At 38.5% G+C, this 26,655-nt stretch carries 23 protein-coding genes and 1 other RNA gene; 10 read left to right on the top strand and 14 right to left on the bottom strand.

Annotated features, from left to right (window positions below; genetic code table 11):
* Positions 1–33 precede the first annotated feature (33 nt).
* Positions 34–1,713, bottom strand: coding sequence for a DNA primase (dnaG, locus tag CVS93_RS06885; protein WP_107687075.1), 1,680 nt, complete (start codon positions 1,711–1,713; stop codon positions 34–36).
* A 55-nt stretch (positions 1,714–1,768) separates the two neighbouring features.
* Between dnaG and CVS93_RS06880 the strand changes: the two genes are divergently transcribed.
* Genes CVS93_RS06880 through aroC form a run of 4 tightly spaced genes read left to right on the top strand, consistent with a single transcriptional unit; the run spans position 1,769 to position 4,956 of the window.
* Complete coding sequence (locus tag CVS93_RS06880; protein ID WP_234400106.1) at positions 1,769–2,800, top strand: tetratricopeptide repeat protein; 1,032 nt, start codon at positions 1,769–1,771, stop codon at positions 2,798–2,800.
* On the top strand, positions 2,778–3,212 hold the full coding sequence (gene rnhA / locus CVS93_RS06875) for a ribonuclease HI (protein WP_107687073.1): 435 nt from the start codon (positions 2,778–2,780) through the stop codon (positions 3,210–3,212). Before CVS93_RS06880 ends, rnhA begins: the two co-directional genes overlap by 23 nt.
* Entirely contained in the window at positions 3,209–3,880 is a 672-nt protein-coding gene (gene rnc / locus CVS93_RS06870) for a ribonuclease III (RefSeq protein ID WP_107687072.1), read from the top strand. The genes rnhA and rnc overlap by 4 nt, the downstream gene beginning before the upstream one ends.
* Before the next feature lie 8 nt (positions 3,881–3,888).
* On the top strand, positions 3,889–4,956 hold the full coding sequence (gene aroC / locus CVS93_RS06865; RefSeq protein WP_107687071.1) for a chorismate synthase: 1,068 nt from the start codon (positions 3,889–3,891) through the stop codon (positions 4,954–4,956).
* A 201-nt stretch (positions 4,957–5,157) separates the two neighbouring features.
* Here aroC and CVS93_RS06860 read toward each other — a convergent pair whose 3' ends face one another.
* The gene (locus tag CVS93_RS06860) at positions 5,158–5,508 is read right to left on the bottom strand and encodes a hypothetical protein (RefSeq protein WP_107687070.1); all 351 of its coding nucleotides are present in this window, start codon (positions 5,506–5,508) and stop codon (positions 5,158–5,160) included.
* Between the two features lie 345 nt (positions 5,509–5,853).
* Between CVS93_RS06860 and CVS93_RS06855 the strand changes: the two genes are divergently transcribed.
* A complete protein-coding gene (locus tag CVS93_RS06855) occupies positions 5,854–7,116 on the top strand; it encodes a DNA repair protein (protein WP_107687069.1) in 1,263 nt (420 codons plus the stop codon).
* A complete protein-coding gene (locus CVS93_RS06850) occupies positions 7,106–7,414 on the top strand; it encodes a YolD-like family protein (protein ID WP_234400105.1) in 309 nt (102 codons plus the stop codon). Before CVS93_RS06855 ends, CVS93_RS06850 begins: the two co-directional genes overlap by 11 nt.
* 31 nt (positions 7,415–7,445) lie before the next feature.
* Here the strand turns inward: CVS93_RS06850 and CVS93_RS06845 are convergent, their stop codons facing one another.
* The 6 genes from CVS93_RS06845 to typA form a co-directional block, all read right to left on the bottom strand.
* On the bottom strand, positions 7,446–9,887 hold the full coding sequence (locus CVS93_RS06845; protein WP_107687068.1) for a molybdopterin-dependent oxidoreductase: 2,442 nt from the start codon (positions 9,885–9,887) through the stop codon (positions 7,446–7,448).
* 20 nt (positions 9,888–9,907) lie between these two features.
* Positions 9,908–10,477 carry a hypothetical protein gene (locus CVS93_RS06840; protein ID WP_107687067.1) on the bottom strand — a complete coding sequence of 190 codons (570 nt, stop codon included), beginning with the start codon at positions 10,475–10,477 and terminating at the stop codon, positions 9,908–9,910.
* A 414-nt stretch (positions 10,478–10,891) separates the two neighbouring features.
* Complete coding sequence (locus CVS93_RS06835) at positions 10,892–11,581, bottom strand: tetratricopeptide repeat protein (protein ID WP_107687066.1); 690 nt, start codon at positions 11,579–11,581, stop codon at positions 10,892–10,894.
* Positions 11,582–11,601: 20 nt separating this feature from the next.
* Entirely contained in the window at positions 11,602–12,516 is a 915-nt protein-coding gene (gene proC / locus CVS93_RS06830) for a pyrroline-5-carboxylate reductase (protein ID WP_107687065.1), read from the bottom strand.
* Positions 12,513–13,142, bottom strand: a complete 630-nt coding sequence (locus CVS93_RS06825; protein WP_107687064.1) for a hypothetical protein — start codon at positions 13,140–13,142, stop codon at positions 12,513–12,515. The genes proC and CVS93_RS06825 overlap by 4 nt, the downstream gene beginning before the upstream one ends.
* 259 nt (positions 13,143–13,401) lie before the next feature.
* Positions 13,402–15,204: a translational GTPase TypA gene (gene typA / locus CVS93_RS06820; RefSeq protein ID WP_107687063.1), complete on the bottom strand. Its 1,803-nt coding sequence runs from the start codon at positions 15,202–15,204 to the stop codon at positions 13,402–13,404.
* A 161-nt stretch (positions 15,205–15,365) separates the two neighbouring features.
* Here typA and CVS93_RS06815 point away from each other — a divergent pair, with 161 nt between their 5' ends.
* The 3 genes from CVS93_RS06815 to CVS93_RS06805 are packed head-to-tail and all read left to right on the top strand — an operon-like array spanning position 15,366 to position 19,083.
* Positions 15,366–16,760, top strand: coding sequence for a flagellar hook-length control protein FliK (locus CVS93_RS06815; protein ID WP_107687062.1), 1,395 nt, complete (start codon positions 15,366–15,368; stop codon positions 16,758–16,760).
* 8 nt (positions 16,761–16,768) lie between these two features.
* Entirely contained in the window at positions 16,769–17,476 is a 708-nt protein-coding gene (locus tag CVS93_RS06810; RefSeq protein WP_021090228.1) for a flagellar basal body rod modification protein, read from the top strand.
* An 8-nt stretch (positions 17,477–17,484) separates the two neighbouring features.
* On the top strand, positions 17,485–19,083 hold the full coding sequence (locus CVS93_RS06805; RefSeq protein ID WP_107687109.1) for a flagellar hook protein FlgE: 1,599 nt from the start codon (positions 17,485–17,487) through the stop codon (positions 19,081–19,083).
* Between the two features lie 44 nt (positions 19,084–19,127).
* Here CVS93_RS06805 and CVS93_RS06800 read toward each other — a convergent pair whose 3' ends face one another.
* Positions 19,128–19,553, bottom strand: coding sequence for a hypothetical protein (locus tag CVS93_RS06800; RefSeq protein WP_107687061.1), 426 nt, complete (start codon positions 19,551–19,553; stop codon positions 19,128–19,130).
* 113 nt (positions 19,554–19,666) lie between these two features.
* Here CVS93_RS06800 and ffs point away from each other — a divergent pair.
* Positions 19,667–19,764: signal recognition particle sRNA small type (gene ffs / locus CVS93_RS06795), an RNA gene on the top strand.
* Here ffs and CVS93_RS06790 read toward each other — a convergent pair.
* From CVS93_RS06790 to dnaA, 5 genes are all read right to left on the bottom strand, one after another.
* Complete coding sequence (locus tag CVS93_RS06790) at positions 19,751–20,986, bottom strand: HD domain-containing protein (protein ID WP_107687060.1); 1,236 nt, start codon at positions 20,984–20,986, stop codon at positions 19,751–19,753. The genes ffs and CVS93_RS06790 overlap by 14 nt on opposite strands.
* On the bottom strand, positions 20,986–21,645 hold the full coding sequence (queF, locus tag CVS93_RS06785) for a preQ(1) synthase (protein WP_234400104.1): 660 nt from the start codon (positions 21,643–21,645) through the stop codon (positions 20,986–20,988). The genes CVS93_RS06790 and queF overlap by 1 nt, the downstream gene beginning before the upstream one ends.
* Positions 21,646–21,697: 52 nt before the next feature.
* Positions 21,698–24,007: a DNA topoisomerase (ATP-hydrolyzing) subunit B gene (gene gyrB, locus CVS93_RS06780; RefSeq protein WP_107687059.1), complete on the bottom strand. Its 2,310-nt coding sequence runs from the start codon at positions 24,005–24,007 to the stop codon at positions 21,698–21,700.
* 14 nt (positions 24,008–24,021) lie between these two features.
* Positions 24,022–25,089, bottom strand: coding sequence for a DNA polymerase III subunit beta (gene dnaN / locus CVS93_RS06775; protein ID WP_107687058.1), 1,068 nt, complete (start codon positions 25,087–25,089; stop codon positions 24,022–24,024).
* A 154-nt stretch (positions 25,090–25,243) separates the two neighbouring features.
* Positions 25,244–26,554 (bottom strand): chromosomal replication initiator protein DnaA, encoded by a 1,311-nt coding sequence (dnaA, locus tag CVS93_RS06770; RefSeq protein ID WP_054195855.1) that lies wholly within the window; start codon positions 26,552–26,554, stop codon positions 25,244–25,246.
* Positions 26,555–26,655: the final 101 nt, after the last annotated feature.

The raw sequence follows: 26,655 nt of genomic DNA, 5'->3' as shown, positions 1-26,655 counted from the left end.
ATTTAAAGCTGAATAAGTGTTAAATTCTTAAATCTAATTTTTTTGTAGCTTGTTGTGTAAGCCTTTAATAATCTCTGAAATTTTTTGCATTATTTCGATTTTATTTGGCTTTTGTGATTTTCTGGTATCTTCACGAAGCTTCTCGTAGTATTTTAGTTTTAGCTTTAAAATGGCCTCTTTAAGGCTATCTTCACTAGAAGCTACGTTTGAGCTTTCATCAACATAAATTTCTCTAACAAGCACCGCGTTATCTTCAATATTTGGCAATAAAACAGCCTGAAAATAATCTTTATGGTGCAAGAAGAATTTCTCCTCAAGCTCGTTTAAAACGATAGCTTCGTAATTTTTATTTGCTAGCATGCTCTTTAAAACGCTAAATTCTAAAATATCAGTTTTATCCTTTTTTTGAGCCGTTTGTTTATTTGTCGTTGCAGCATTTGCAAAATTTTGATCTTGTCTGTTTATATATCTTTGTCCGTGAAGGCTAAAAGTATTTAGCTCTATTTTGAGTAAATTTGAGACCAGCAATTCGTAGCTTTTTGCGATTATTGGCTTTAGAGAATTTGTAAATTCCACTATCTCTTCTAAACATTTTTGCTTTTGCACTGGGCGCGTAATATCATATTTTTTTATAATTTGCTCAATATAAAACTCGCCAAGCTCAGTCCCTGAGCCAAACATCTCTTTTAGCTCGTCGCTTCTACCTGCAAAAACCATATCCGCAGGGTCTGCACCATCTTTTATGATTACAACGCTTCCATCTATTTCGTTTTGAACCAAAAGACGAGATGATTTTATAGCGGCATTTATACCAGCCGAGTCACCATCAAAACAAAGCACTACGCTTATCTCGCCTCTTTTTAAAAGTGGTAAGTGATTAGTCGTAAGCGCAGTCCCAAGCACGGCAACAGCGTTTGTAAAGCCAGCAAAGTGTAGCATGATAACATCTAAATATCCCTCTGTGATGATGATCTGCTTCTTTTCAAAAATACTTTGTCTAGCTAAATGATAGCCGTAAAGTAGCTTTGACTTGTCAAAAACCATACTTTGTGGAGAATTTACATATTTAGCGGGATGATCTGAGATCGTTCTGCCACCAAAGCCGACTAGTTTTGCCGTGTGCGCATATATGGGAAATGTGATACGCTCGATAAAACTAGCATAAATTCCCTTCTCGTTTTGCTTTACGATTCCAACTTCAAGCGCCTCTTTTGGCTCGATATTTTCATTTTGTAAAAGCCTAATAGTACTAGCACTCTCCCCTGCCCAGCCAAGCTCAAATTTCTCGATCATCGCGTCATTTATACCACGAGAATAGATATATCTCACAGCGGCTTCATGCTTGAAAAATTCGCTCCTATAAAAGGCATTCGCCTTTTCTAAAATGTGCTTATTTTCTTTTTGTGTTGGGGCTTTGTCGCTTGTGTATTCGAGACTAAAATTTACAAGGCTAGCTATTCTTTCGATAGCTTCTGGATAGGTTAATTTCTCATAATCCATTACAAATTTGATCGCATCTCCGCCGGCCTTGCAAGCAAAACAGTGAAAAATTTGTTTGCTTTGACTTATGCTCATACTAGGATTTCTATCATCGTGAAATGGGCAGACGCATTTATAGTTTGCACCCATTTTTTTAACTGGCAAATAGTGCTCTATAATGTCAACGATATCGATTTGATTTTTGAGTTTTTCTATGGATTTTGGATCTATCATAAGCAAAATTATACAACCGCTTTGTTATAATTAAAGTAAAATTTTATTACAAAGTATGAGCGTGGATATTTTTTTCATTGGGCATAGAGATCCGATATTTAGCCTTATTATTTTATTTAGCATTATTTTGATGATAGCCGCATTAAGCTATGCTTGGGGTATTTTTTCTAGCAAAGATGAGAAAAAAAGAATCGAAAAATTTATAAGAAAATTTGACAGCAAAGATGGCATAAGTAGCGAGCATAAACAGATGCTACAAAGTCCGGAGATAGACGCTCAAAGCCTTTGCATGCTAGGGCAAACTTTTGCTAAAAATGGTGATTTTGAAAAATCAATTAGTGTTTATCTCATCGCACTTGGCAAAGTTAGAGATAAAAATGAAAAAGAATTTATCCTAAACGAGCTTGGAGAGGTCTATTTTAAGGCCGGATTTTTAAAAAAAGCTAGCGAAGTCTTTGAAAAAGTGCTTGAACTAAGCCCAAGAAATGTGCTTGCACTTCGCTTTTTAACGATGATAGATGAAAAACTTAAAAACTACAAAGAAGCCCTTTATGCGTTAAATTCTCTTGAAGAGCTTGGTGTAAATGTAAAAGATCAAAAAGCCTATATAAAGGCTATTAGCACGCTTGATGATAGAAATTTAAGCTTTAGCGAAAAGGTAGAAATTCTCACTCGTCTTAGCCAAAATTTTGAGCTTTTAAAACGCATGATCTTAGCCCTTTTCATAAGACACAATGAAAATTTAGAAAATTTAAAAGATTTTGCTCGTTTTGAAGATGTGATCGATCTGCTTTATAATCTAAAAACGCCTATAAATTTAGACGATGCAAAATACAAATCACTCTTTTACGCAAAGGGCGATATAGATGAGCCATGTGAAATTGATGGCTTTGAGCTAAACGTTATCAAAAAACTAAAAGACGCTAAATTTGACGCGGCTGGGCTAAGCTTTAACTACGTTTGCAAAAGCTGCAAAAACTCATTTCCTATGCATTTTTACCGATGTCCGGTCTGTCACGAGCTAGGAAGTGTCAAAATTTTATCCCACATCACAGAAAAACCAAGTGAAGATAGTAACACTTTTTAGTGACGGCTCGTGCCTTGGAAACCCTGGAGCTGGTGGCTGGGCGTATATATTGAGATTTAACGAAGCGCAGAAAAAAGCAAGCGGAGGCGAGGCATACACAACAAATAACCAAATGGAGCTAAAAGCTGCGATAATGGGGCTAAAAGCGCTAAAAGAGCCCTGCGAAGTAAGGCTTTTTACCGATAGCTCATACGTGGTAAATAGCATAAATGAGTGGCTTTCTAACTGGCAAAAGAGAAATTTTAAAAACGTAAAAAATGTCGAGCTTTGGCAGGAGTATTTAGAAATTTCAAAGCCACATAAAGTCGTGGCTAACTGGGTTAAGGGGCACGCTGGACACCCTGAAAACGAGGAGTGCGACCAGATGGCAAGAGATGAGGCATTAAAAATAAAAGATGAGAATGAAAGATGAAAATTTTAGAAGAATTTGAAAAGAGTCTTGGGTATAAATTTAAAAAAACTGAACTTTTAGAAGAGGCGCTAACGCACAAAAGTACCAAGCAGGCATTAAATAACGAAAGACTCGAGTTTTTGGGCGATGCGGTGATGGATCTGCTCGTGGCTGAGTATCTTTTTAAAAAATTTAGCAAGATCGCAGAGGGCGACATGAGCAAGCTAAGAGCCGCACTTGTCAATGAAAAAAGCTTTGCAAATATGGCAAGGCATCTAAAAATGGGTAAATTTTTAAGGCTAAGCACGGCTGAAGAGAATAATGGCGGACGCGAGAAAGATAGCATTTTAAGTGATGCATTTGAAGCAGTGATGGGCGCTATCTACCTTGAGGCCGGACTTGATAAAGTGCGAGAAATTTCGATCGCTTTGCTTGAACTTTGCTATCCACAGATCGACTTTGCACACCTCGAAAAGGACTACAAAACCGCTTTTCAAGAGGTCACTCAGGCTAATCTTGGTGTCATCCCAACATACGAACTCATCGGCACGTCAGGTCCTGACCACAAGAAAGAATTTGAGATAGCCTTGCTACTAAATGGCAAAGAAATTTCACGCGCCGTTGGCAGCTCTAAAAAGCAAGCCCAACAGCTTGCAGCAAAAATCGCACTAGAAAAAATCAAAAAATAGGAAAAATTTTGAATACATTTGGCAAAAAACTAACCTTAACAACCTTTGGCGAGAGCCATGGGGTGGCGATCGGTGGCGTGATAGATGGACTTCCAGCTGGGCTAAAGATCGATACAGATTTCATCCAAAGTGAGCTTGACAAGCGTCGCCCTGGACAAAGCAATTTCACAACCGCAAGAGATGAAGCCGATAAAATAGAAATTTTTAGCGGTGTCTTTGATGGCATAAGCACTGGAGCGCCGATAGGTTTTGCCATTTTTAACAACAATCAAAAGTCAAACGACTATGAAAATTTACGTGAAATTTTCCGTCCAGGCCATGCGGATTTTACATATTTCAAAAAATATGGTTTTAGAGATCACAGAGGCGGCGGACGCTCAAGCGCAAGAGAAACGGCCGTTAGAGTAGCTGGTGGAGCTTTTGCGCAGCTACTTTTAAATGAGTTTAATATAGAAATTTTAAGTGGAGTGCTTGGTATAGGCAAAGTTTTTAGTGACAAAATAGACTTTAACTTTGCTAAAAATTCTCAAATTTACGCTCTTGGTAATGAAGAAGCGATGAAAGAAGTGGTAAATAAAGCTAGAAGCGAGCACGATAGCGTAGGAGCTGTGGTTTTAAGCGTGGCTAGAGGCGTGCCAGCTGGTCTTGGCGAGCCACTTTATGATAAGCTAGATAGCGCTTTAGCAGCGGCTTTGATGGGTATAAACGGCGTAAAAGCCGTAGAAATCGGTGCTGGCGTGAATGTAAGCTCTATGCTTGGCTCAGCGAACAACGACGAGATGGACGAGCTTGGCTTTTTGAGCAACAACGCTGGTGGCATACTTGGCGGTATAAGTAGCGGCGCTGAGATCGTGTTAAAGAGCCATTTTAAGCCTACGCCTTCGATATTTAAAGAGCAAAAGACGCTAAATTTAGCTGGCGAAGTGGTAGATTTTGAGCTAAGAGGCAGGCATGATCCTTGTATAGGCATACGAGGAAGCGTCGTTGCAACCGCGATGATAAGGCTAGTTATCGCCGATATGTTACTACTAAATGCTAGCACAAAGCTTGAAAATTTAAAGAAGATTTACGGCTAAATCTATAAAAATAAGTAAATTTAGTGGCCAAAAAGCCACTAAATTTTTAGAATCTATAAGCAAACTTAAGTTTTGCGCTGCTTTGATCTTTTTTACCAAAAGATTGTGCTATGCCAAAATTTATGAGTGTTGCATAAGTTGGCGTATATCTTAGACCGACCTCAACCTCTGAGCTCGTGCCTTTTTGAGTTAGGCTGATCTCTAGTCTTCTTGCATCACTGCTATTTTTGACTTGGTGTTAAATTTACCAGCATCATAGGCTATTTTTGAGTAAATTTTAGCTCTACTTGATGTAACGCTGCTAAATTTTAATGTGCTTTGTCTGATATCTGCCTCATCGCTATCGACATAAGAGAGTGCGTAGTTTAGCCCACTATCAAGCATAAAACTATCAAATTCTATCTTTTTGCCGACGCCAAAGCTAGCATTGTAATATGGCATTGAGATTTTATAATCTACATCTTTTGCATCAACCTTAGTTTGGCTTCTACCAGCTTTTGCCATGAGATCGATATAAAAATCACGTGGTAAATTTAGCCTTGAAAAATACAAAATCCATAATTTCTAACTCTGCCATCTATTTTAGCATCTTCATTGCTGTTATCAAATGTTGGCATAGCAAAAGCTCCAAGCATAGACTCGCCATTTTTATTTTTACTTTACTAAAATTTACATCACTTCTATCTGTTAAACCAATATAAACACCTGATTGTCTACTTTTTTCAATAGAAGGGCTAATTGTATTAACTCTTTTATGCATTACATTTACCCTAACTCCACTAGTAAAATTTATCTATTTTACTTATTTTGTTTCTAAAAAATTTTTATTAGAAATTTTAGCCTTAAGATCAATTTTTCAAAAACGAACTTTTACTAATTTTCATCTATAATCACCCAATGAAAAACGAAGCACAAAAATTTTATGCCGTCATTGATCTAAAGTCCTTTTACGCCTCAGTTGAGTGCGTGGAGCGAGGGCTTGATCCGTTTAAAGCCGATCTGGTCGTGGCTGACGATAGTCGCGGCAACGGAAGTGTTTGCCTAGCCGTTAGCCCAGCTCTTAGAGCCAAAGGTGTGAAAAATAGATGCAGGCTTTTTGAAATACCAAAGGCTATAAATTTTATCATTGCACCGCCTAGAATGCAGTTTTACATCGACTATGCGGCTAAAATTTATGAGATATACCTAAAATATGTCTCAAAAGATGATATCTATGTCTATTCTATCGATGAGGCCTTTATCGATCTTACTTCTTATGTTAAATTTTATAATACCGATGCAAAATCCATAGCCAAAAAGATAATGGATGAAATTTTAAAAACTACTGGCGTGACGGCCACCTGTGGCATGGGTACAAATTTATACCTCGCAAAAATCGCCCTTGATATACTGGCTAAGCACAGTGATGATGGGATTGCATTTTTAGACGAGCAGCTTTATAAAGAGCGTCTTTGGACGCATCAACCCTTAGATGATTTTTGGCGTATCGGTAAGCAAACTAGGCTAAAGCTGGAAAAACATGGAATTTTTTGTATGAAAGATATAGCAAATGCTCCACGAAGCCTACTTGAGAATTTTTTTGGAGTTGATGCCTATATAACGATAGATCACGCAAATGGCATAGAGCCAACGACAATAGCTGATATAAAAGCATATAAACCAAACACAAAATCCTACTTTAGCTCTGAAATTTTACCAAGAGATTATGAGCGTTGCGAGGCGGTAGTCGTACTAAAAGAGATGGCTGATAGGCTAGCGCTTAGGATGATCAACAAAGAAGTAATGGCAAGTGGAATAACGATAAATATAAAATTTGCCGATAAGCTTGAGCCACTACAGCGTGCAAGCGTTCGGTTTAAAACGCCAACAAATGTCTCAAGTGTGCTGATGAGTTTGGCCGAAGAGCTGCTTTTAAACAAGATAAAAAATGTTGGGCTGATTAGGCAAATTAGCATCAGTGCAAATGACGTAGTAAAAGAGAGCCTAGCTCACTCTAGTCTTTTTGAGGATGATACTAAAGAAAAGGCAGTTTTAAAGTCCCTAAATCTCATAAAAGAAAAATTTGGTAAAAACTCGGTTTTAAGAGCTATCGATCTACTGCCAGAAGCCACTGGGCAAGACCGAAATAAAAAGATCGGAGGGCACAAAAGTGGCGAGTAAAGATAGAGCAAAAATTTTTAGCTCGTTTAATCCCCTATCAACCCTAGAGCGAGCCTTGCGACAAAAAGAGCGAGAAAAATGCGAAAAACTAGATCTTGATGAGAGCAAAGTCGATGAAATTTTAAAAAAGATAAGCAGGCTAAGAGCAGCTGATGAAGTATACGTAAGCTACCATGACGGCTACACCTATACAAGTGCTAGTGGACTAATCTCTGACGTAAATTCCAAAAACAAAACTCTTATGGTTGTAAAAACTAGGATCAAATTTGAAGATATAAATGACCTAAAAATAATTTAGCCCCCATGCGAGGGCTAAATTTATATAAATTCTACAAAGATTGTAAAATTTTTGGTTTAGAAAACGCAGTTATTGGCTTGATCTCGCCTTTATATTTTTCAAGATCCGCTAGTATCGTATGTCCGCAGTTACTTTGAGCGATGCTAGACGTACCTTTGTCGCGTGTTAGGACATTGATGCATCCGTGCTTACAAAGGCTTCTTTCGCCAAGTACTTCAGGGTCATACCATGCACCTTCGCAAATAGCGATGACGTGCTCTGGGACAATGTCAGTAACAAGCGCTCCTACTAAAATTTCGCCCCTATCGTTAAAGACTCTCACTACATCACCAGTTGCGATGCCTTTTTTCTTAGCGTCGTTTGTGTTTATTAACATCGGCTCTCTAGCACAAACTTCAGCGTAGTTTCTGATTATTGAGTTATTTAGCTGAGAGTGGAGGCGATATCTTGAGTGTGGGGTTGTGATGCTAAATGGATATTTCTTAGCTTTTTCACTACCAAGCCACTCAAACGGCTCGATCCAAGCAAAGTGTGGGGCAAAGTCTTTGTAGCCAAATTTAGCGATAGTTGGAGAGTATATCTCTATCTTGCCAGATGGCGTACCAAGGCGATTTTTGTGCGGATTTTCTCTAAATGCACTAAGTCTTGTGTAGTATTTTGTCTCTTCATTGTCTTTGTCAAATTTGACATAGCCCTCTTTCCAAAACTCATCAAAGCTTGGCATTTTAAGATCTAGTGCCTTAGCTTGCTCTACGGCGTCTGCGTAAAATTCTTTTGCCCAGCCAAGCTCATCTTTACCCTCAGTAAAGACCTCTTCTCTGCCCCAGCGTTTGCAAATTTGTGAGCATATCCAGTAGTCACTTCTGCTTTCTCCCATTGGCTCAACTACTGGTTTGTATGCCACGATGTATTCGCTCGATGGGACACTTTGGTTGATGTCATTTCTCTCTACCTCAAGCGCCACTGGTAAGACGATGTCGCTTAGTTTAGCTGTACTTGTCCAGTATGGCTCAGCAGTTATTACAGTATCAAATTTACGCCACGCTTTAACGGCGTTATTTACATCTTGGTGCCTTGTAAACATTGAACCAGAAGCCATGTAAGCTACTCTCATATGTGGAAGTTTGATCTTAGAGCCATCATAGTCTATCTCTTTGCCAGGATTTTGCAAGGCTTCGATTGATCTTGAAGACGGGATGGTTACGTTTTTAAATTTTTTCCACGGAGCACCATCTACGTTTTCATATTTCTCGCTTATCCTAGTGCTGATACCTTTTAGAGCAGGTGCTATCTTATCAGTGCTGCCGTTTCCGTAGTAGAGGTTAAACTCAAATCCAAGACCCTCTTTACCGATGTGGCCAAGCATCGCACTAAGAGTTACGATACCCCAAAAGCTCATTTCGCCATGGTCTTGTCTTTGAAGTGATCTACCAGCGATAATAGTGCTTGGCTCTTTTGCAAGTGCAGTAGCAAATTTTGCAATCTCTTCAGCTTTTACGCCACAAATTTTGCTAGCCCAGTTTATATCTTTTACCACTTTATCGGTCGTACCAAGCAAGTAGTCTTTAAATTTATTAAAACCAACTGTGTATTTTTTTATAAATTCCTCGTCATAAAGATTGTTTTCATAAAGATAGTGGCACATACCAAGCATCATTGCTACGTCAGTGTTTGGACGAACGATGATAGTTTCAGAGTCAAGGTATCTTGTGGTGTCGTTTTTAAAGACGCAAACGCTATAGGTTTTAATGCCAGCATCTTTTATCTTTTTAATACCAAGATAACCATCATGTGTTGGTGGCTGCCATGAAATTTGACCAGTTACAAGCGGGTCAGTACCCCAAAATACAATGTTCTTAGCATTTTTAACCATAGCTTCCCATTTTGTAGGAGCGTCATAAACCGCACTATTTCCAAGGACGTGAGGCATGATGACAAGGCCAGCTCCAGTTGAGTAGTCGCCGCTCTCTTCGACGTATCCGCCAAGCACTTTTAGCATCCTGTGACCAACAGTCCTACCCCAGCTGATCTTACCACTACCACCCCACCAGTAGCATTCGCCGTAAATGCTTTCAGGGCCATATTTGTCAAAATTTTCTTTTAAGGCTTTTGCAGCAAGGTCAAGTGCTGTATCCCAGCTAACACGTACAAATTCTTCTTTGCCACGAAGCTCACTTTTTGCTGCGCCTTTTGCCTTTAAGTAGCTTTTTCTTACGTACGGATAGAGTACGCGACTTTCATTTTGGATGAGATCTGGCAAACTGTTATTCATTGTATTTGGGAATTTATCACCATCAAATGGATCAACGGATACGATTTGATTTGAGTTGGTATTTGCCCAAAATAGACCAAATCTATTTGCTCCAAAAGTTTTGTTTTGGTCAAAAATAGTTTTTGTCACGCCCTCTATCTTGTTTGCCTGCGCTGCAGTGGCTGCAAGTGCAGAAAATTTTATGAAATCTCGTCTTTTCATATTTTCTCCCTTATGAAAATTTATTTTACTTTTTTGGCATTGTGTTGTAAGTATTTGAGCACTAAATTTAGGTCAGTTTCATCTAGTGCTACAAATTTCGCATCGACCATTCCAGCTAAATTTGCTGGCCACTGAGCCGCTGTAAAGCTATTTGGCTCATGAAGTCTATGACACGCAGAGCAGGTCTCTTCATAAATTTGTTGTGCTTTTACGTAAAGCTTTTTTGTGTCGCCACCAAGTGCGTCATTTGGCACTTCGTAAACACCATCTGCTTGGTACCAAACCTCGCCGTAGTCATCTTCAAGATCTTTTACTTTTTTGAAATTTGCCTCGCTCTCGTCATTAAAAGCTACAAAAACTTCAGGATCTTCTACGCTTCTTTGAAGCTGGGCTAAGTAGTTTGCCGATACGACGCCACTAACCTTGATCTTGCTCGTTTTATCGCCTTTTTCGACGACTTCAACTGGTGTTAAAACCTCGATCTTTCCTATCATCTTGCCATCTAGCGTTATATTGGCATCTTTTGCGATGACATCGGCACTAAAAGCAAGACTACATGCTAAGACAGGGGCTAAAAATAGCATTTTCATGTTGCAATCCTTAAAAATAAAATTTAAAAAAATTTTATAACCTAATAACTTAAAATCACATTGTTATATTTAGCTTTATTTAAGAAAATTAATATTTACTTTTATTTAAAATAAGATTTAGTAGAAAATTTATCAATGGGTTTTGTTGATTGTTTTGATAGCTAAAAATATAAGCAAACACAAGCTCTTTAAAAATTTTACTTTTGAGTCTAGTGAAGTAAAAACTTGACTTTACTTCACTACTTACCACAAAAAAATGTGGCAAGACTTTGATAAACTTAAAAATACAAATTAGTAAACTTCTTACAGTATTTATAAATATGCTAAAAGTTACTACTCTACATTGCTGGCTATGCTAAGACTTTCTAGAGTTTTATCATTTTAAAATTTTTGTCAAAACGCCTTATTGTCAATTTAACAGCTTTGCTTATCGCCTAGCTCGCACGCCTTTTTTCGCATTTGCTTTGCCTTTTTCGCATCTTTTTTTACTTGCTCGTATCTGTTTTCGTTGAAATTTCCCTCATACAGCCACGCCGCCCTCTCGCAGCCGCCTGCGTAGCCTAGCTTACACGAGCGCTCGTAATACTCCATCATCTCGCCTATATCGCCCCCCGTTCGCTCTATCATCCAGGCCACGTTGTAGCATCCCGGAGCGTATTTTTTGTTACATAGGGTATTGTTTATCGCAAACGACTGCACCTCGTCGCCTAGCTCTTCTTGTATGAAATTGGCTAGCGCCAAGCAACCCGGCAAATACTCGTAAAGGACGCAGCTAGCCTTGTAATACGCGCTAATCTTGGTCTCGCGCTCGCTCTTATCCGCGGCTTTTACTAGATTATTTTTATAAAGTTCGCCAAGATAAAAGCAGCCCTCGCCGTCTCCTTTAGCGCAGGCTAGGCTAAATAACCCCTCCGCCGCGCCGTAGTCTTGCTTTGAGTTAGCCGCTACCATACCCGCTTGCACGCACTCTTTGGTAGCGTTTAGGTCGGGATTTTTGCATTTTTTGACCTTTTCTAGCGTATCTGCGGCCAGCAATGGCGAAAGGCCCGGCTCGCTAGCGAATAAATTTATCGCCGCAAGTAGCGCAAATAATAAATTTTTCATTTTTATCCTTAAAAATTTGCCTAACCCCGCGCTTTGGCGATGCAAGCGGCGACGGCCTGCATCAAGGCGCCGCGAAATCCGCCGTTTTCAAGCGCGGCAAGTCCTTCTATCGTGGTTCCCGCCGGCGAGCAGACCTCGTCTTTTAGCGCGGCAGGGTGCTTGCCGCTTTGGATCAGACGCGCCGTCCCTTCCACGGCCGCACAGACGGCGTCGTAGCAAAGCCGCCTAGGCAGTCCGCCTCGCACGCCGGCATCGGCCGCAGCCTCGATAAAGGCGCACGCATACGCGGGCAGGCTTCCCGCGATGCCTGTAAATGCGGCAAACTCGGCCTCGTCTATCTCGTAAATTTTACCGATTTTAGAGATTATCTCGCGCACGGTCTCTTTCTTAGCCTCGCTAAACCTAGCGTCAAAGCAAAGAGCCGTGGCCGACGCTCCGATGCTAGCTGCTATATTTGGCATCGCGCGAGCGATATAAACGCCCTCGCCTACGATTTGCCTAGCGCGATTTATGCCAAAATTAGGCGCCAAAAGAAGCAAAATTTTGTCCACAAGTTCGGGCGCGATCAGGCGCAAGATAGCCTCGTAGCTAGCGGGCTTAGTAGCCAGCACGACCGCGTCCGCTTCGCGCGCTAGATCAGTTTCGTTCGCGGCTATTTTTACGCCGAATCTTTGCCGCAAGACTTCGTTTTTGCTTCTGGCACAGGCTAGGATTTCAAATTTCGCCTTTTTTTCGCATTCGCGCGGTCTCGGGGCTTTATCCGTTTGCACTAAATTTTCCATCCCGCACGCCTCGCTACCGCCGTCAAATTTTCGCTCGTCCTCGGCAAAGCTTCGCCCCGCGTTAGCCTCACCGTATTGCGCTCGCCAAAGCGCCTCTATCATCGCGCCACCCATATTTCCGCCGCCGATGAAGCCGATTTTTACGCTTTTCATTTCGCCGACTTTCTTAGAGTGCCGATTTTTACCGCTTTGCCAGCGATCGCCTCGCGTACCGCCGCGCTATCCGCCCAGATCGCGCCCGTGACCTGCCCCGGCGCCAAGGTATAAACGCCGCCCGTCTGCGCCTCGTCGCTAGCCTTAAATTCGTTGCCCACGACCAGCTCATAGACGTCCTTCGTGTCGTTTTCAAATTTGATCGCCGCTTTTAGCGTCGGCTCCATTTTCTGTTTCGCCGCGCCCGCGTACTGCTCGAGCATGTTTTTACTAAGCTTGCCGTAGACGTCGCCGTCTTGGCTTAGATATATCCGCACGGCGCGCTTATCCGAGTTTTTGCCGCCCTTTTCGCCCTTGCCGGCGCTAACGCTCATCTCATAGGCGGTTTCTCCCGTCGGGAAATCCTTAAATTTAGCGTCCGGGACGAAAATACGAACGTTGTCCGTTACTGTTTTCGTAACGTGCGTCTGCGGCGTTATATCCGTTAGTACGAGCGTGGATTTCACGTCCGAGCCTTTATCCGAAACAAGCGCGGAGATCGGTATGCGCGTAAGTAACGTCGTCTCGTAGCAACCGCCAAAAATAAACGCCGCGGCGAGAGCAAAGATAAATTTTAGTTTTTTCATCGGTTTCCTTTAAATTTTCGCCGATTCTAGCATAAACTAAGCATTTTTATATTGATTATATTAAAAGTAAAAATAGAAAAGTAAGTATGGTATTTTAAAGCATAAATAGTTTTAAGGTTGATAAATTTTAATCGTCTTAAACAAAGCCAACTTAAATAAATAATGCAAAAAAAGTATGAGAAATTTATATAAATTTATTTGCTGTTTTTAGAGTTTAATTATTAGCCCCTTTACAAAGGGGCTAGATGACAAATTTTGATTAGAGTTTTGCTTTTCTTTTGCGCTCTGTTGGGTCTAGATAACGCTTGCGAACGCGAATATTTATAGGCGTAACCTCGACTAGCTCGTCATCTTCTATCCACTCTAGTGCGCGCTCAAGGCTTAGCTTTCTAGGTGGCACTAGCTTGATCGCATCGTCGCTACCACTAGCACGCACGTTTGTTAGGTTTTTACCCTTGATAGGATTTACATCAAGGTCGTTTGGACGGCTATGCTCGCCAATGATCATACCCACATAGACTTTTGCTTGCGGATCAAGAAATAGCACGCCACGATCTTGCAAGTTAAATAGCGAATAAGCAAGCGTTACGCCGTTTTCCATAGAAACTAGCGCGCCGTTTGTTCTGTGCTCGACGGTACCGCTTAGTGGTCTAAACTCCAAAAAGCTATGGTTCATAACGCCCTCGCCTTTTGTATCAGTCAAAAACTGGCTTCTAAAGCCGATAAGTCCGCGCGCTGGGATCTCAAATTCGATCCTTGTTTGACCATCGCCTGTTGGGTTCATAGAGACCATTTCAGCTTTTCTTTTGCCTAGTTTTTCGATGACTGTGCCTGTCGTATCATCAGGTGCATCGATAACCAAAAGCTCGTATGGCTCGCATTTTACGCCGTTTATTTCTTTTACGATGACCTCAGGTCTGCCAAGTAAAAACTCATAGCCCTCACGGCGCATATTTTCAGCCAAGATAGTGATCTGAAGCTCGCCACGACCGCTTACTTTAAATTTGCCCTCGCCGATGTTTTCATACTTCATCGCGATATTTGTCTTCATCTCGTTTGCAAGGCGCTCATCGATCTTGTTTGATGTGACGTGTTTGCCCTCAGTACCTGCCAATGGGCCGTCATTTACAGAAAATACAACGCTAAGTGTCGGCTCTTCGATGTGAAGAGGATCTAGTGGATGAGGGTTGTTTGGATCAACGACGCTATCGCCAACGTCAAGCGCATCAAAACCAGCGATCGCTACGATGTCGCCAGTACCAGCTTCGTTAATATCGGTTCTTTCAAGACCCATAAAGCCAATTAACTTTGAAATTCTACCAGTTGTCTTTGTGCCATCAGCCTTTGCAAGCATAACATTTTGGTTTTTAGCGATCTTACCGTTAAAAATTCTTGCAATGCCAATCTTGCCGACATAATTGTCATAATCAAGCGTGAAAACTTGAAGCTGGAGTGGGTTTTCATCACTACCGCTTGGAGCTGGTACGTGAGCCAAGATAGTCTCAAAAAGTGGCTGCATATTTACATTTTCATCGCTTAGTTTTAGCTTTGCATAGCCATTTTTAGCAGCTGCATAAACGACTGGAAATTCTAGCTGCTCATCGTTTGCGTCAAGTGCTACAAAAAGGTCAAAAATTTCATTTATAACGCGGTCTGGATCGCCTGCTGGCTTATCTATCTTATTTACGACGACGATTGGACGAAGTCCTAGTGAGAGCGCCTTTTTGACGACAAATTTAGTTTGTGGCATAACGCCCTCTTGCGCATCGACAAGTAGCAAAACGCCATCAACCATCTTAAGAACACGCTCTACCTCGCCACCAAAGTCGGCGTGGCCTGGAGTGTCGATGATATTAATCTTTGTATCTTTGTAGCGAATGGCGGTATTTTTAGAAAGGATCGTGATACCACGCTCTCTTTCGATGTCGTTGCTATCCATTACACGCTCGCCAAGGTTTTGATGCTCATTAAATGTTCCTGATTGCTTCAAAAGCTCATCAACCATTGTTGTTTTACCGTGGTCGACGTGTGCGATAACGGCTATATTTCGTATCTTTTCCAAATTTTTCTCCGTTTATTAGTTTGCTATTTTTCGTTTGTCAGTTTTAAAATAGGGGCAGATTATAGCTAAATTTTTATAAATTTTAAGCTGATATCAAGAAATTAATTTTTGGAATAGATTTTGCATGTTTGGCATTAAGTTTAAAAATTTGAAAGGTTTAAATGCAAGCTTATACAGCGAAAAATAACGTAGATTTGCTGGCTCCTGCTGGAGGTAAAAAGCCCTCTATTTCTAAAAAATCTCAAAATAATGGCGAATTTTTATCGATGGTTTTAGATGCAGCTGCGAGTAAGGCAAATAGCGGCCAAAAAATCACTGAAAAAGATGTCAAAGAGATAACAAAAACGGTTACAACTCAAAAAGAGACATTGCAAAAAGCGCAAAACGAAAGCGTGGCAAAAATTTCAGCCGCACTTGAAGAAAATTTGGACGAAGATACAAAAAATGAGCTCTATGAAAATGCAAATTTCATGCAGCTTTTGCAAGTTTTAGAGATACTAAATGGCAATGAAAAAGTAAGCAAATTTCCAAATTTCAGCGACAAAATAGCAAATTTCTTAAGTGTGCCCCAAAACGTCGAAGAGCTTAGCAACGTTAAAAGCGTTAGCGATCTTATCAACCTTGCTAAGAAATTTGACCTTGGCCTTGAAAATATAGAAATTTCAAATGAAGATGTGCCAAAACTAAACGAGATGTTTAAAAATTTGGGCAAGCAGGAATTTTTCACGCCGATAAAGACTGAGGACAAGCCTTTTTACCTAAAAGAGCTAAAAAACGAGGTCGAGCAAACTATCATCAAAAACGAGCCAAAAGAGGTCGTAAAACTTGATACTTTGCTAAAAGAGGTGGTGGCAAATCCAACCAGCGAGGTTAAAAATTTAGTCAAAGAAGAGCCTAAAAAGCTAGATGATAGTGAAGTAAAGCTTGATGATGAGATAGTGGATATTGAGCCAGATGAGCAGCCAAAAGTAAAGGTAAATTTACACGAGCAAAAGGCGCAAAAAGTCCCAACTCTTGAGTCGCTACTCTTCCCTGAAAGAGAACAACAAAAAAATGAGAATTTTGAGAGCAAAGAGACACTTAACAGCGATAATAAATCAGAACTAAATCAAATGGTAAAAGATATCGCTAGTAGCGCCAAACACCAGCTTCAAACAAAGGCTGAGATAAAAGAGACGCTTAGTAACTTCTCTTCTACACTAAAAGAGCAGGTGCAAAACTACAAAGCTCCGATCACTCGTTTTAACATAACGCTTAATCCTCTAAATTTAGGCGAGGTTGAGATCACGATGGTAAATCGCGGCAATAACTTACATGTAAATTTTAACTCAACTACGGCTACGATGAATCTCTTTTTACAAAATCAAGCCGAGTTTAAAAATAGCCTTGTAAATATGGGGTTTACCGAGCTTGAGATGAATTTCTCAGATCAAAATCAAAGACAAGGCAAAAGAGAACAAGCAAAAAACAAATACAGCTCAAATCAAAGCGATGAGAGCGAAAACACTCAAGCGGAACAAAGCTTGCTTGAGCTAGTAATACCAAGATATATTTAGGAGAGATCATGGCTTCAGTTTCAGATATAACTACACAAACAACACAACAAAAAAATGCCGAGAAAAAGGCAAAAGCAAAGCAAGATGCAGCAGCTGGCACAGGAACTAACCCAAATGCACAGCTAGATAAAGATGCATTTATGAAGCTACTTTTAACAGAGCTTCAGTATCAAGACCCAACAAGTCCTATGGATACTGAAAAGATGCTCACACAAACTAGCCAGCTAGCTTCACTAGAGATGCAACAAAATACAAACTCAGCTATGAAAGAGCTTGTAAATCAGTTAAAATCAAATGCAAATGCCTACGCTATCTCAGCCCTTGGCAAAATGGTCTCAACTGGTTCAAACTCAGTTTTACTAACAGATGAGCAAAAAACTGTAAATTTTGCACTTTATTTTAAATCAGATCTTGCAAATGGTAAGCTTGAAATTAAAAATGCAAATGGAGAGGTCGTTCGTTCAATCGATATAAAAGATCTAAAATCAGGAGTTCGCAGAATATCTTGGGATGGTAAAGATGATTCTGGAAAACAATTACCAAATGGTGCATATACAGTTTCTGTTAATTACACTGGAAAAGATGGTAATTCATACAAGACTCAAGTAGGTAGCTATCCAGTCGAGGCAGTAAAATTTGTAGATGGCAAAGCTATGATAAAAATCGCAGGCGAATATGTCCCAATGGATAAAATATCTGAATTTTACGAAGGATAAAAGCCATGATGAGAGGTTTTTACAACGGAATTAGTGGCATTAAAACACAAAGCTTTGGCATGGATGTTTGGGCAAATAATATCTCAAATATCAACAACGTAGGTTTTAAAGCTTCAATCCCTGAGTTTAAAAATTTAATCAATCAACATATGGCTTCAGCTGGAAGTGGTCCAACTAACAATCAAGTAGGTCTTGGAGCTACGAAACAAACGACAGCTTTAAAGATGACAAATGGTAGTTTTCAAAATACTGATAATAACTTTGACCTAGCCATAGGCGGTAAAGGCTTTTTTGGTGTCGTTGATAAAAATGGTAGAAACTACTACACAAGAACAGGTAGCTTCGATATAGATGGGGCTGGAAATTTAGTAGATAATAAAGGCAACTTGCTTCTTGGTACGTTAACAAGTTTTACTCCAGTTACTCCAAGTGCTAATGCTCTTAGAAAATATGGTCAAACAAAAGGTACCACGCAGGCATTTACTGCAAAAGAAGAAGATCTAAAACTAGGCGATACTGGCTCACAAAAAGGCATAAATTTACCTCATTTTTTATATATGCCAGCCAAGCAAACAAAAAATATAAATTTAAAAGGCAACCTAGACTCAAGCCTTATAGCAGATAAGCGAACAACAGCCATTGATGCGGCAAATTTTAATTATACACTCGATAATACAAACAAAACTATCTCACTAAATGGACAAATTCCGCTAAGTCAGACAAGATTTGGTGCAAAAGCAGGTGATAGCGTAGTAGTAAAAGTAAAAGATGGTGATGGTAAATTTAGTGAGTTTTCAACCACACTAGAGAGCGATGGCAGCTGGCATATAAACAATAAAAGCCTAAAATTTATGAATTTTGCTAGCTTAGATGTAAAAGCAGAAGTTACATCACTAGTTGAAGTAGCTAATAAAGAAAAACTAAGCTCAGAGATATATAACAGCGATGGTACAAAAAGCTTAGTAACTATAAATTTTACAAAGCAAATCCCTCAAGGTGGCAATCAAACTATCTGGAATGCCACAGCTACGATAACTGATGCTAATGGTGTTGTACAAAATACAGCTATGGGAACACTTACTTTTGATGGTAGTGGCAGGCTTGTTACAAATACATTAACAAGCGTTGGAAACGTAGCTTTAAATTTTCTTGGCGATGGAGATGCAAATGTCTATAATGGCATAACAAGCTCGGCTAATTCAAAAAAAGATTTTGTCATAAAAGCAGATGGCTACGCCGAAGGAAATCTCTCAAAATATAGTGTCGATGATCGTGGAAATATCATGGCAAATTTTGACAATTCTCGCTCATTTATAGCTGCAAAAATAGCTCTATTTCACTTCCAAAATGAGCAAGGCGTATCAAAAGTGGGTGATAATCTCTATGAAGCAACTCCAAATTCAGGTGAAGCATTTTTTTACAAAAATAAAGCTGGTGAGACCATTTATGGAGCGCAAATTTTAGCAAACAAGCTTGAAATGAGTAATGTCGATCTTGGTCAAGCGCTAAGTGAGGTTATAGTCACACAAAAGGCTTATGAGGCTAGTGCAAAAAGTATCACAACAAGTGATGAGATGATTCAGACTGCTATTCAGATGAAGAAATAATTTTATGCTAGTTGATGATTAAAAATTTAAAATGAATGATAATTTTAAGAATAGAGTTTAACTTCGTTTATTAAAAACTCATAAACTCTTTGCTGAACTAAAATTTCTTCCTCACAGCCACTCATCAAGCGACGAAGGTGAGAAAAATCTATCTTTTTGGCATATCTTTTGTGATCTTTTAGGTCTTTATCAATGCTTAAAAGTAGTGCATCAAGTGTGATCCTATCGTTTCTTTTAACTCTTGCTACATACTCTTTAACAGTTTGGATTAAAAAATCTTTTCTGGTTTGGTCATTTTCATAAATTTCATTTGTAATGTCATTTAAAACAAAAAAATCATCTTCGTCTGGGTCAAATTTAGCAGAGATCATAGCGGCAAAAATTTTGGCACGAAATTCTAAAGATTTGTGATGATAGATAAAAAAATCTCTAAAAGCTGATAAAAAACGAAGTTTGATCTTTCCTGGCATTGCCCTACTTTTCGTGAAATTTATGTGAGATTATATACTCTTAAAGCTAAATTTTTAAAAATGTAACTATAAAACAAAATTTAAGTATAGTTTCTGTATGATTGCGAAGCTCCTTCTTAGACCTGTGCAATGCTTTTTATGAGCACCGCTTCAGGGTGGGAACACAGCAGAGCACTTGTATTAAGTGTGTGCCGCAGTTATCTGAGAGGGGGTCTTTCTAAACCAAAATGCTCATTAAAATCATCACAAATTTCTAAAAAATCCACTCCGTCGATCTTAGGTTTTTCGCTAAAAAATTTATACATATTATTAAAACCATCAGTTAACTCTTTTGACTTGACGCCATAACTTATAGAAATTCCGGCTTCTATGTAAGCTGAGAGCTTGTCGCAGTATTTTAGCGCTTTGCCGTCGATCGGGTTAAATTTATCCTCATTTACGTTTTCCATCGTCCCTTCGTGGCAGATGATCTTGCGCTCATAAGTTCTATTTTCAAACTCATCTTTTATAAATTTCTCGCCATCTTTTCTGATACCAAGGATGTAGCTAAACTCATCTTTGATCTTTTCAGGCACAAATGGCAAAATCCTCTCATCAATAAGCCTCATCTCATACTCGCTGATGATCTCATTTAGGCCTTTTACACCGTATTTTACAGGGCTTATGATATCTCTTGTGAGACTCTCTGGTAGGTCGTGAAATAGCGCACAAAAGAAGTTATTTTCTAGACGCTTTTTGCAAGCTTTTGCTTTGAGTGAATAAAAATAGCTAAGTATCGCAACTACTAGCATATGTCCTAAGACCGCAGTTTCAGGAATGCGAGGCGTTTGTGCCCAGCGCTTTTGAAACCTTAGTCTACCGCTTAGATCAACTAGGCGAGCTAATTTTTGATTCATAGCGATCTTTCTAACGCCAATTAACTCATAATAATCCTCCATCTCCTCCTCAACCTTAGCTTTAAGCTCGTCGATATCGCTTAAAAACTGGCTCGTTTGATAGACGATGGAAAATTCCCACCTCGTGGCAAGATAGCTGGCTGCTTTTAGGATCAGGCGCTCTTTTTCATGCTTTTTATCATTTTTAAAGTGGTTTTTAAATCTCTCTAAAAATTTGCCATCTTCGATCTCTGAGATCAGCTCCTCTAGGTTGCTTAAGACCCAGCTATTTATCTGCTCTTTTTTTGTCTTTTGTATGTGATGAAAGACATCTGGTCGTATGTCAGTGACTACGACCCTACTTAAAAACTCAAAAATTCCAGCCTCAATGATATAGTTCATATCGGCGTCTTGCTCTTGTTTTGCTATGAAATAAGCGATGATAAATTTATGAGCCTGCTTGTCAAGCTCGACTAAATTTGCCATCTTTGGATAGTCGTTCCAACGTGATATAGATGCTGCTTTAAAGATATGTTCTATAAGCTTAGCACTTATCATCATTTATCCTTTTTGACTACTTTTGGCTTCTTATTATCTGCGTAGCTTATCTTTCTAAAGCCCTCTTTGTTTGAGCTTCTTCTTGGTTTGTCATCTTTTTGAAATTTATCATCTCTGCCACCTCTGCTGCCACCAGTTCTACTGCTGCTCCTGCTACTGCCACGATCACTCGTACTACGTCTTTCACGTGGCTTATCACCAAAGCTACTTCTCTCTCTAGTTCTAGGAGTAAATTCTTTCTCTTCAACTGGCTTTTTCACTACTAGATCAGAGCTGATCTCAATAACCGTATGGACATTTCCACGTGGGTTAAAGTCACCAACTATCTTCATAAATTTAGGTTCAAGTTTTTTTTCTAAAACAGAGTAAATTTCATTTATACTATCTTCGTGGCTGATATTTCGGTTCATAAAGCTATTTATATAAAGCTTTATCGCTTTTAGCTCGACTACAAGCTTATTTGGGATGTACTCAAGATATATCGTCGCAAAGTCAGGATAACCAGAGCGAGGGCAAAGGCAGCAAAACTCAGGCAGAGTGATCTTTATGACATAGTCCCTTGTTTGCTTATTTTCCCAGACCTCAAGGTCACTCTCTACGTCAAATTCTTTCAAAATTTTCTCGCCGTATTTCATCTCTATCTCTAGCTCTTCACTCATTTTTTATCCTTTATTTTTTGCTAATTAGGTCAAATTTAAATTTGATCACCTTTTAAATATCCAAGTGTTTAACGTCTTTTGCGTGGTCTTGGATGTAGTTTCTTCTTGGCTCGACCTCATCGCCCATGAAGAGATTAAACGTGTCAGAGGCGCTTATAGCATCGTTTATATTGATCTTTAAAAGTCTTCTGTTCTCAGGGTTCATCGTAGTCTCCCAAAGCTGCTCAGGGTTCATCTCACCAAGACCTTTGTAGCGCTGAATATATGCACCTTTTTTAGCATTTTTCTCTACTTCATCAAGCACGTCTATAACGTCACTATGCAAGTCTAGGCCGCGCTCTTTTATCTTTTGGCTGATATAAAGCGCCTCTTCGTAAAGTGGATTTGTGAATAAATTTTCATTTACCACAAGCTCTTCTAGGCCGCTTTCAGTTTGGACATAAATTCTAACCTCATCATCGCTAACGTAGTGGTTTAGAATGTTGTGACCCTCAGCTTTTAAGAAATTCTTTAAAATTTCAAAAATTTCATTGTAGCTTTTTGAAACGATGTCTGGATTTTCTATCATATAGCGGATCGCTGAAAGGACGTTAAAGCGTTTTTCAAGCTCTTTTAAGACGCTTCTATAAGCTGCAACGATCTTTAAAAAGTCGATCAAATCCGCACTACCGATACCTTCTATATCAACGCCTTCGATGCCAGTTTCGATAAGAAATTCGTTTAATGCCTTCTCATCTTTTAAATAAATCTCTTTTTTACCTTTTTTATAGCGGTAAAGTGGCGGCTGAGCTAGGTAAATGTGGCCATTTTCTACAACTTTATTTAAAAATCTAAAGAAAAATGTTAAAAGAAGCGTCTGGATGTGGCTACCATCGACGTCAGCATCGGTCATGATGATGATCTTATGATATCTAAGCTTCTCAGCGTCAAATTCATCTCCAATACCGCAACCTAGCGCTGTTATCATATTTTTTATCTCGTCAGATTTTAAAATTTTATCTAGTCTTGCCTTTTCAACGTTTAGAATTTTACCCTTAAGCGGCAATATCGCTTGAAAAACCCTATCACGTCCCTGCTTTGCAGAACCGCCTGCAGAGTCGCCCTCCACTAGGTATAGCTCGCTAATGACTGGGTCTTTACTCTGACAATCAGCTAGTTTACCAGGGAGTGTGCCTACGCTCATGCTCTCTTTTTTGCGAGTTAGATCCCTAGCTTTTTTAGCAGCCTCGCGACCACGAGCTGCCATTAGAGCTTTTTCCATTATCGCTCTTGCTTCGATAGGGTTTTCTTCAAAATACTTTGTAAGCACGTCAAAAACCATCTTTTGAACGATAGGTTTTACGTAGCTTGAGCCTAGTTTTCCCTTTGTTTGTCCCTCAAACTGAGGCTCTGGCACTTTTACACTAACAACTGCAATTAATCCCTCGCGGATATCTTCGCCAGTTATTTTTGTATCTTTTTCACGTGCAGCAGCGTTTGCTTGAACGTAGTTTGTGATAACTCTTGTAAGACCCGCTCTAAAGCCAGCCTCGTGAGTACCGCCGTCTGGAGTTTTGATGTTATTTACAAAACTTAGTAAATTTTCACTATAAGTGTCGTTGTAAAGCAGCGCAAAATCAACCATAACGTCATCTTCGCCGCCGCTAAATGAGACAGCTTTGCTAACAGGATTTGCCTTGTTCATATCAGTTACAAAGCTCTCAAGTCCGCCCTCAAAATGAAAGCTCTCGCTTCTGCCATTTCTTTGATCTTTAAAATTTATAGTTATCTTTGGGTTTAGATAGGCTAGCTCGCGAAATCTTTTTACTAAAATTTCATCGTCAAATTCAGTCACTTCAAATATGCTATCATCTGGCCAAAACTCAACTTGCGTACCTGTGCGGTTTGTAGTTTTTATAACTTCAAGATCGCTTTGAGGAATACCTTTTGCAAATTCTTGTCTGTGAAGTTTTCCATCACGTTTGATATTTACGACTAGCTTTTTAGAAAGTGCATTTACGACAGATACACCAACGCCGTGAAGACCGCCTGAGACTTTATAAGTATCCTTGTCAAATTTACCACCAGCGTGAAGAACAGTTAAAACAACAGTCGCAGCTGAAATTTTCTCAGTTGGGTGCATATCTACTGGGATACCACGGCCATTATCGCTAATGATCGCTGAGCCCTCACGTGTAAGCTCAACATCTATCGTATCACAGTATCCTGCCATCGCTTCGTCAATAGAGTTATCAACGACTTCATAGATCATATGGTGAAGACCACTTATGTTAGTATCACCTATATACATGCCTGGGCGCTTCCTAACCGCCTCAAGCCCTTTTAGTACTTTGATATTTTCTGCGCCGTAATTATTTTCCATAATCTTGCCTTATCTTATAAATTTATCGGCATTATTACTGTTGTTAATTCTTTTGAATTTACAACAAATGCTAGTGAGCTTTCATTAAATCCAAGCTCAAAATTTTCATCCTCGATGCTACTTAAAAAGTCAAGTAGATATCTATTTTTTATGCCTATAAAGAATTCATCTTCTAAGCCAGTTTGATAATCAATCATAGTTTTTGCTTCAGAGTTATCTTCTATAACACTTTCAAATGTTATATTGTCTTTTGAAAAAGTTATTTTCATTGTATCACTTAGCATTGAGATAGTTTTTATACCCTCTATCATCTTATCTCTACTTAATTGAAGTCTTTTTCTTACCTCTTTTGGTATGACACGCTCATAGTCTGGAAATTTACCATTTATAAGTTTTGTGAAAAACTCAAAATTTTGGCTTTGCGCGATTAAAATATTCTCATCATAGTAAATTTCTATCTTGTCAAAAAATAGTTTTTGTATTTCATTGATAGCTTTTTTAGGGATTATAAGTGAAAATTCTTTTTCAGTTGGTGTTTGAAATTTAAATACACTAAGTCTTCTTGTATCAGTACCAACGATATTTATAAAGTCTTGTTTAATATCAAGGAAAGCACCATTTAGTTCAAATTTTGGGTTATTACTATCAATACTTGGTAAAATTTTCTTTAAACTTCTTCCTAACATAACAGCGTCAACATCAAATTTTGATTTACCCTCAATCGTTGGAAATTCTGGAAAATCTTCAAATTTATACATTGGAAGTTTATATTTTGAGTTTTTTTGTTTTATATAAAGATAGTTATTTACAGTTTCTAACATCACTTCTTCGTCTTTTAGACTTTTTATAATGTCTAATAGTTTTTTACCATTTGCAGTTGCATAGCCTTGATCAACGATTTTTACATTACTTAGCTTATATGCTAGTCCTATCTCATGATCAGTTGCTTTTATATTTAAAACTCCATCTTTTGCTGAGATATAAATGTGAGAAGTTATAGCACTAAGATCTCTTTTTTCAAGATATGGGTTTGTATTTGTTACTATGCTTTCAAGCATATTTTTGTTTATTAAAACTTTCATTAAAAACTTCCTTCTATTTTTAAATTTAATTTTTTTGTTTTAGTAGGTGATGTTAAAAAGTGAAAAGTGCTTTTAAACACCGAAATACAGCTATTTGAAATGTGAAAAATTATATTTTCTTTTTCACATTTATTCACAAATTTCATATTGTATTTTATCCTTTTGTCAAAATTTTGTTTTTTAATTCAGTAACTTTTAGACTAAAAATTTCATTAGTTTGTATTAGCTCATTTATCTTTTTAATATTATGACTAACGGCACTGTGATCTTTCATGCCAAAATAGTTTGCAATTTGTGGCATTGAGTTTGTTGTAAGCATCTTTGCAAGATATATGATGATTCGTCTTGCTTCTACGATATTTGTAACTCTTGATTTGCTTTTTATATCACTTTGTTTGATATTTAGTTCTTTACTAACTATTTCAACGATAGTATCGAAATTTATATTTTCACGTTTTTCTTTGATCAGATCTTTTAATATACTTTTTGCAAGATCAAGTGTGATCTCTTCTTTCATAAGAGTTTTAAATACGTTTAAATTTATGATAGCTCCCTCGATCTCACGGATATTATCTCCCATGTTTGTAGCTATGTAGTTTATGACCTCTTTATTTAGATCGATTTTATCAAATTCGCATTTTTTGATGATGATGGCTATTTTTGTATCAAGTTCAGGTGGCGTAATATCAGCCATAAAAGCCTTATCAAATCTTGAAATCATCCTATCTTCAAAGCCTTTTAGTGTCTTTGGAGGTCGATCTGAAGTCATAACTATTTGACCATTTTTTGCTAAAAGTTCATTATATGTGTTGAAAAATTCCTCTTGGATTTTATCAGTTTTACCAAGAAACTGTACATCGTCTATTAGTAAAACATCGCAGTTTCTATATTTTTCACGAAATTTTGGCATTGAGTGGTTATTTATATGACTGGTAAAATCTATCATAAATTGTTCGCTAGTTACGCAAATAACGGTTTTTCCTTTATTTAGGCAGTGATTTCCGACTGACTGGAGTAAGTGAGTCTTGCCAAGCCCTGTCGTGCCATAGATAAAAAGTGGATTATAAAGTACGCCAGGTTTTTCAGCGGCTGCTTTTGCGCTTAAAAATGCGTATTGATTTGACGCTCCACAGACAAAATTTTCAAATGTGTAGCTTGGATTTAAAATGCTACTTTGTGTTTTTATTTGCTTAACATTTATTTGATTTTGCTTCGATACCTTGCTACTTTTAGTAGATGAAATTTCAATATTTGGCTTTATCCCTGTTCTAACTTCATATAGATGAGCGATCTTATCAGCATATCTTGTATTTATAAATTTAGCCATTAACTCATTTGGTGCAGTGAATACTATAATATGATCGTCTGAAGCCTTTTCGTTAAATTTTAATTGCTTGATATAACTTTGGTATTCTTCAGGTGAAATTTGTGTTGAAAGATTTTCTAAAATTTCGTCTGCTATCAAATTTTTATGCCTTAAATTTCGAGAATTTTTATAGTGATACTATCTTAAATTTAATAAAACCTTTGTTAAACTCTGACAAACTTTTTCACATCGTGAAAAAG

The sequence above is a fragment of the Campylobacter concisus genome (assembly GCF_003048535.1).
Classification (GTDB): domain Bacteria; phylum Campylobacterota; class Campylobacteria; order Campylobacterales; family Campylobacteraceae; genus Campylobacter_A; species Campylobacter_A concisus_S.
The sequence above is the reverse complement of the archived record's forward strand: the minus strand, read 5'-3'. Positions and strand labels throughout refer to the sequence as shown.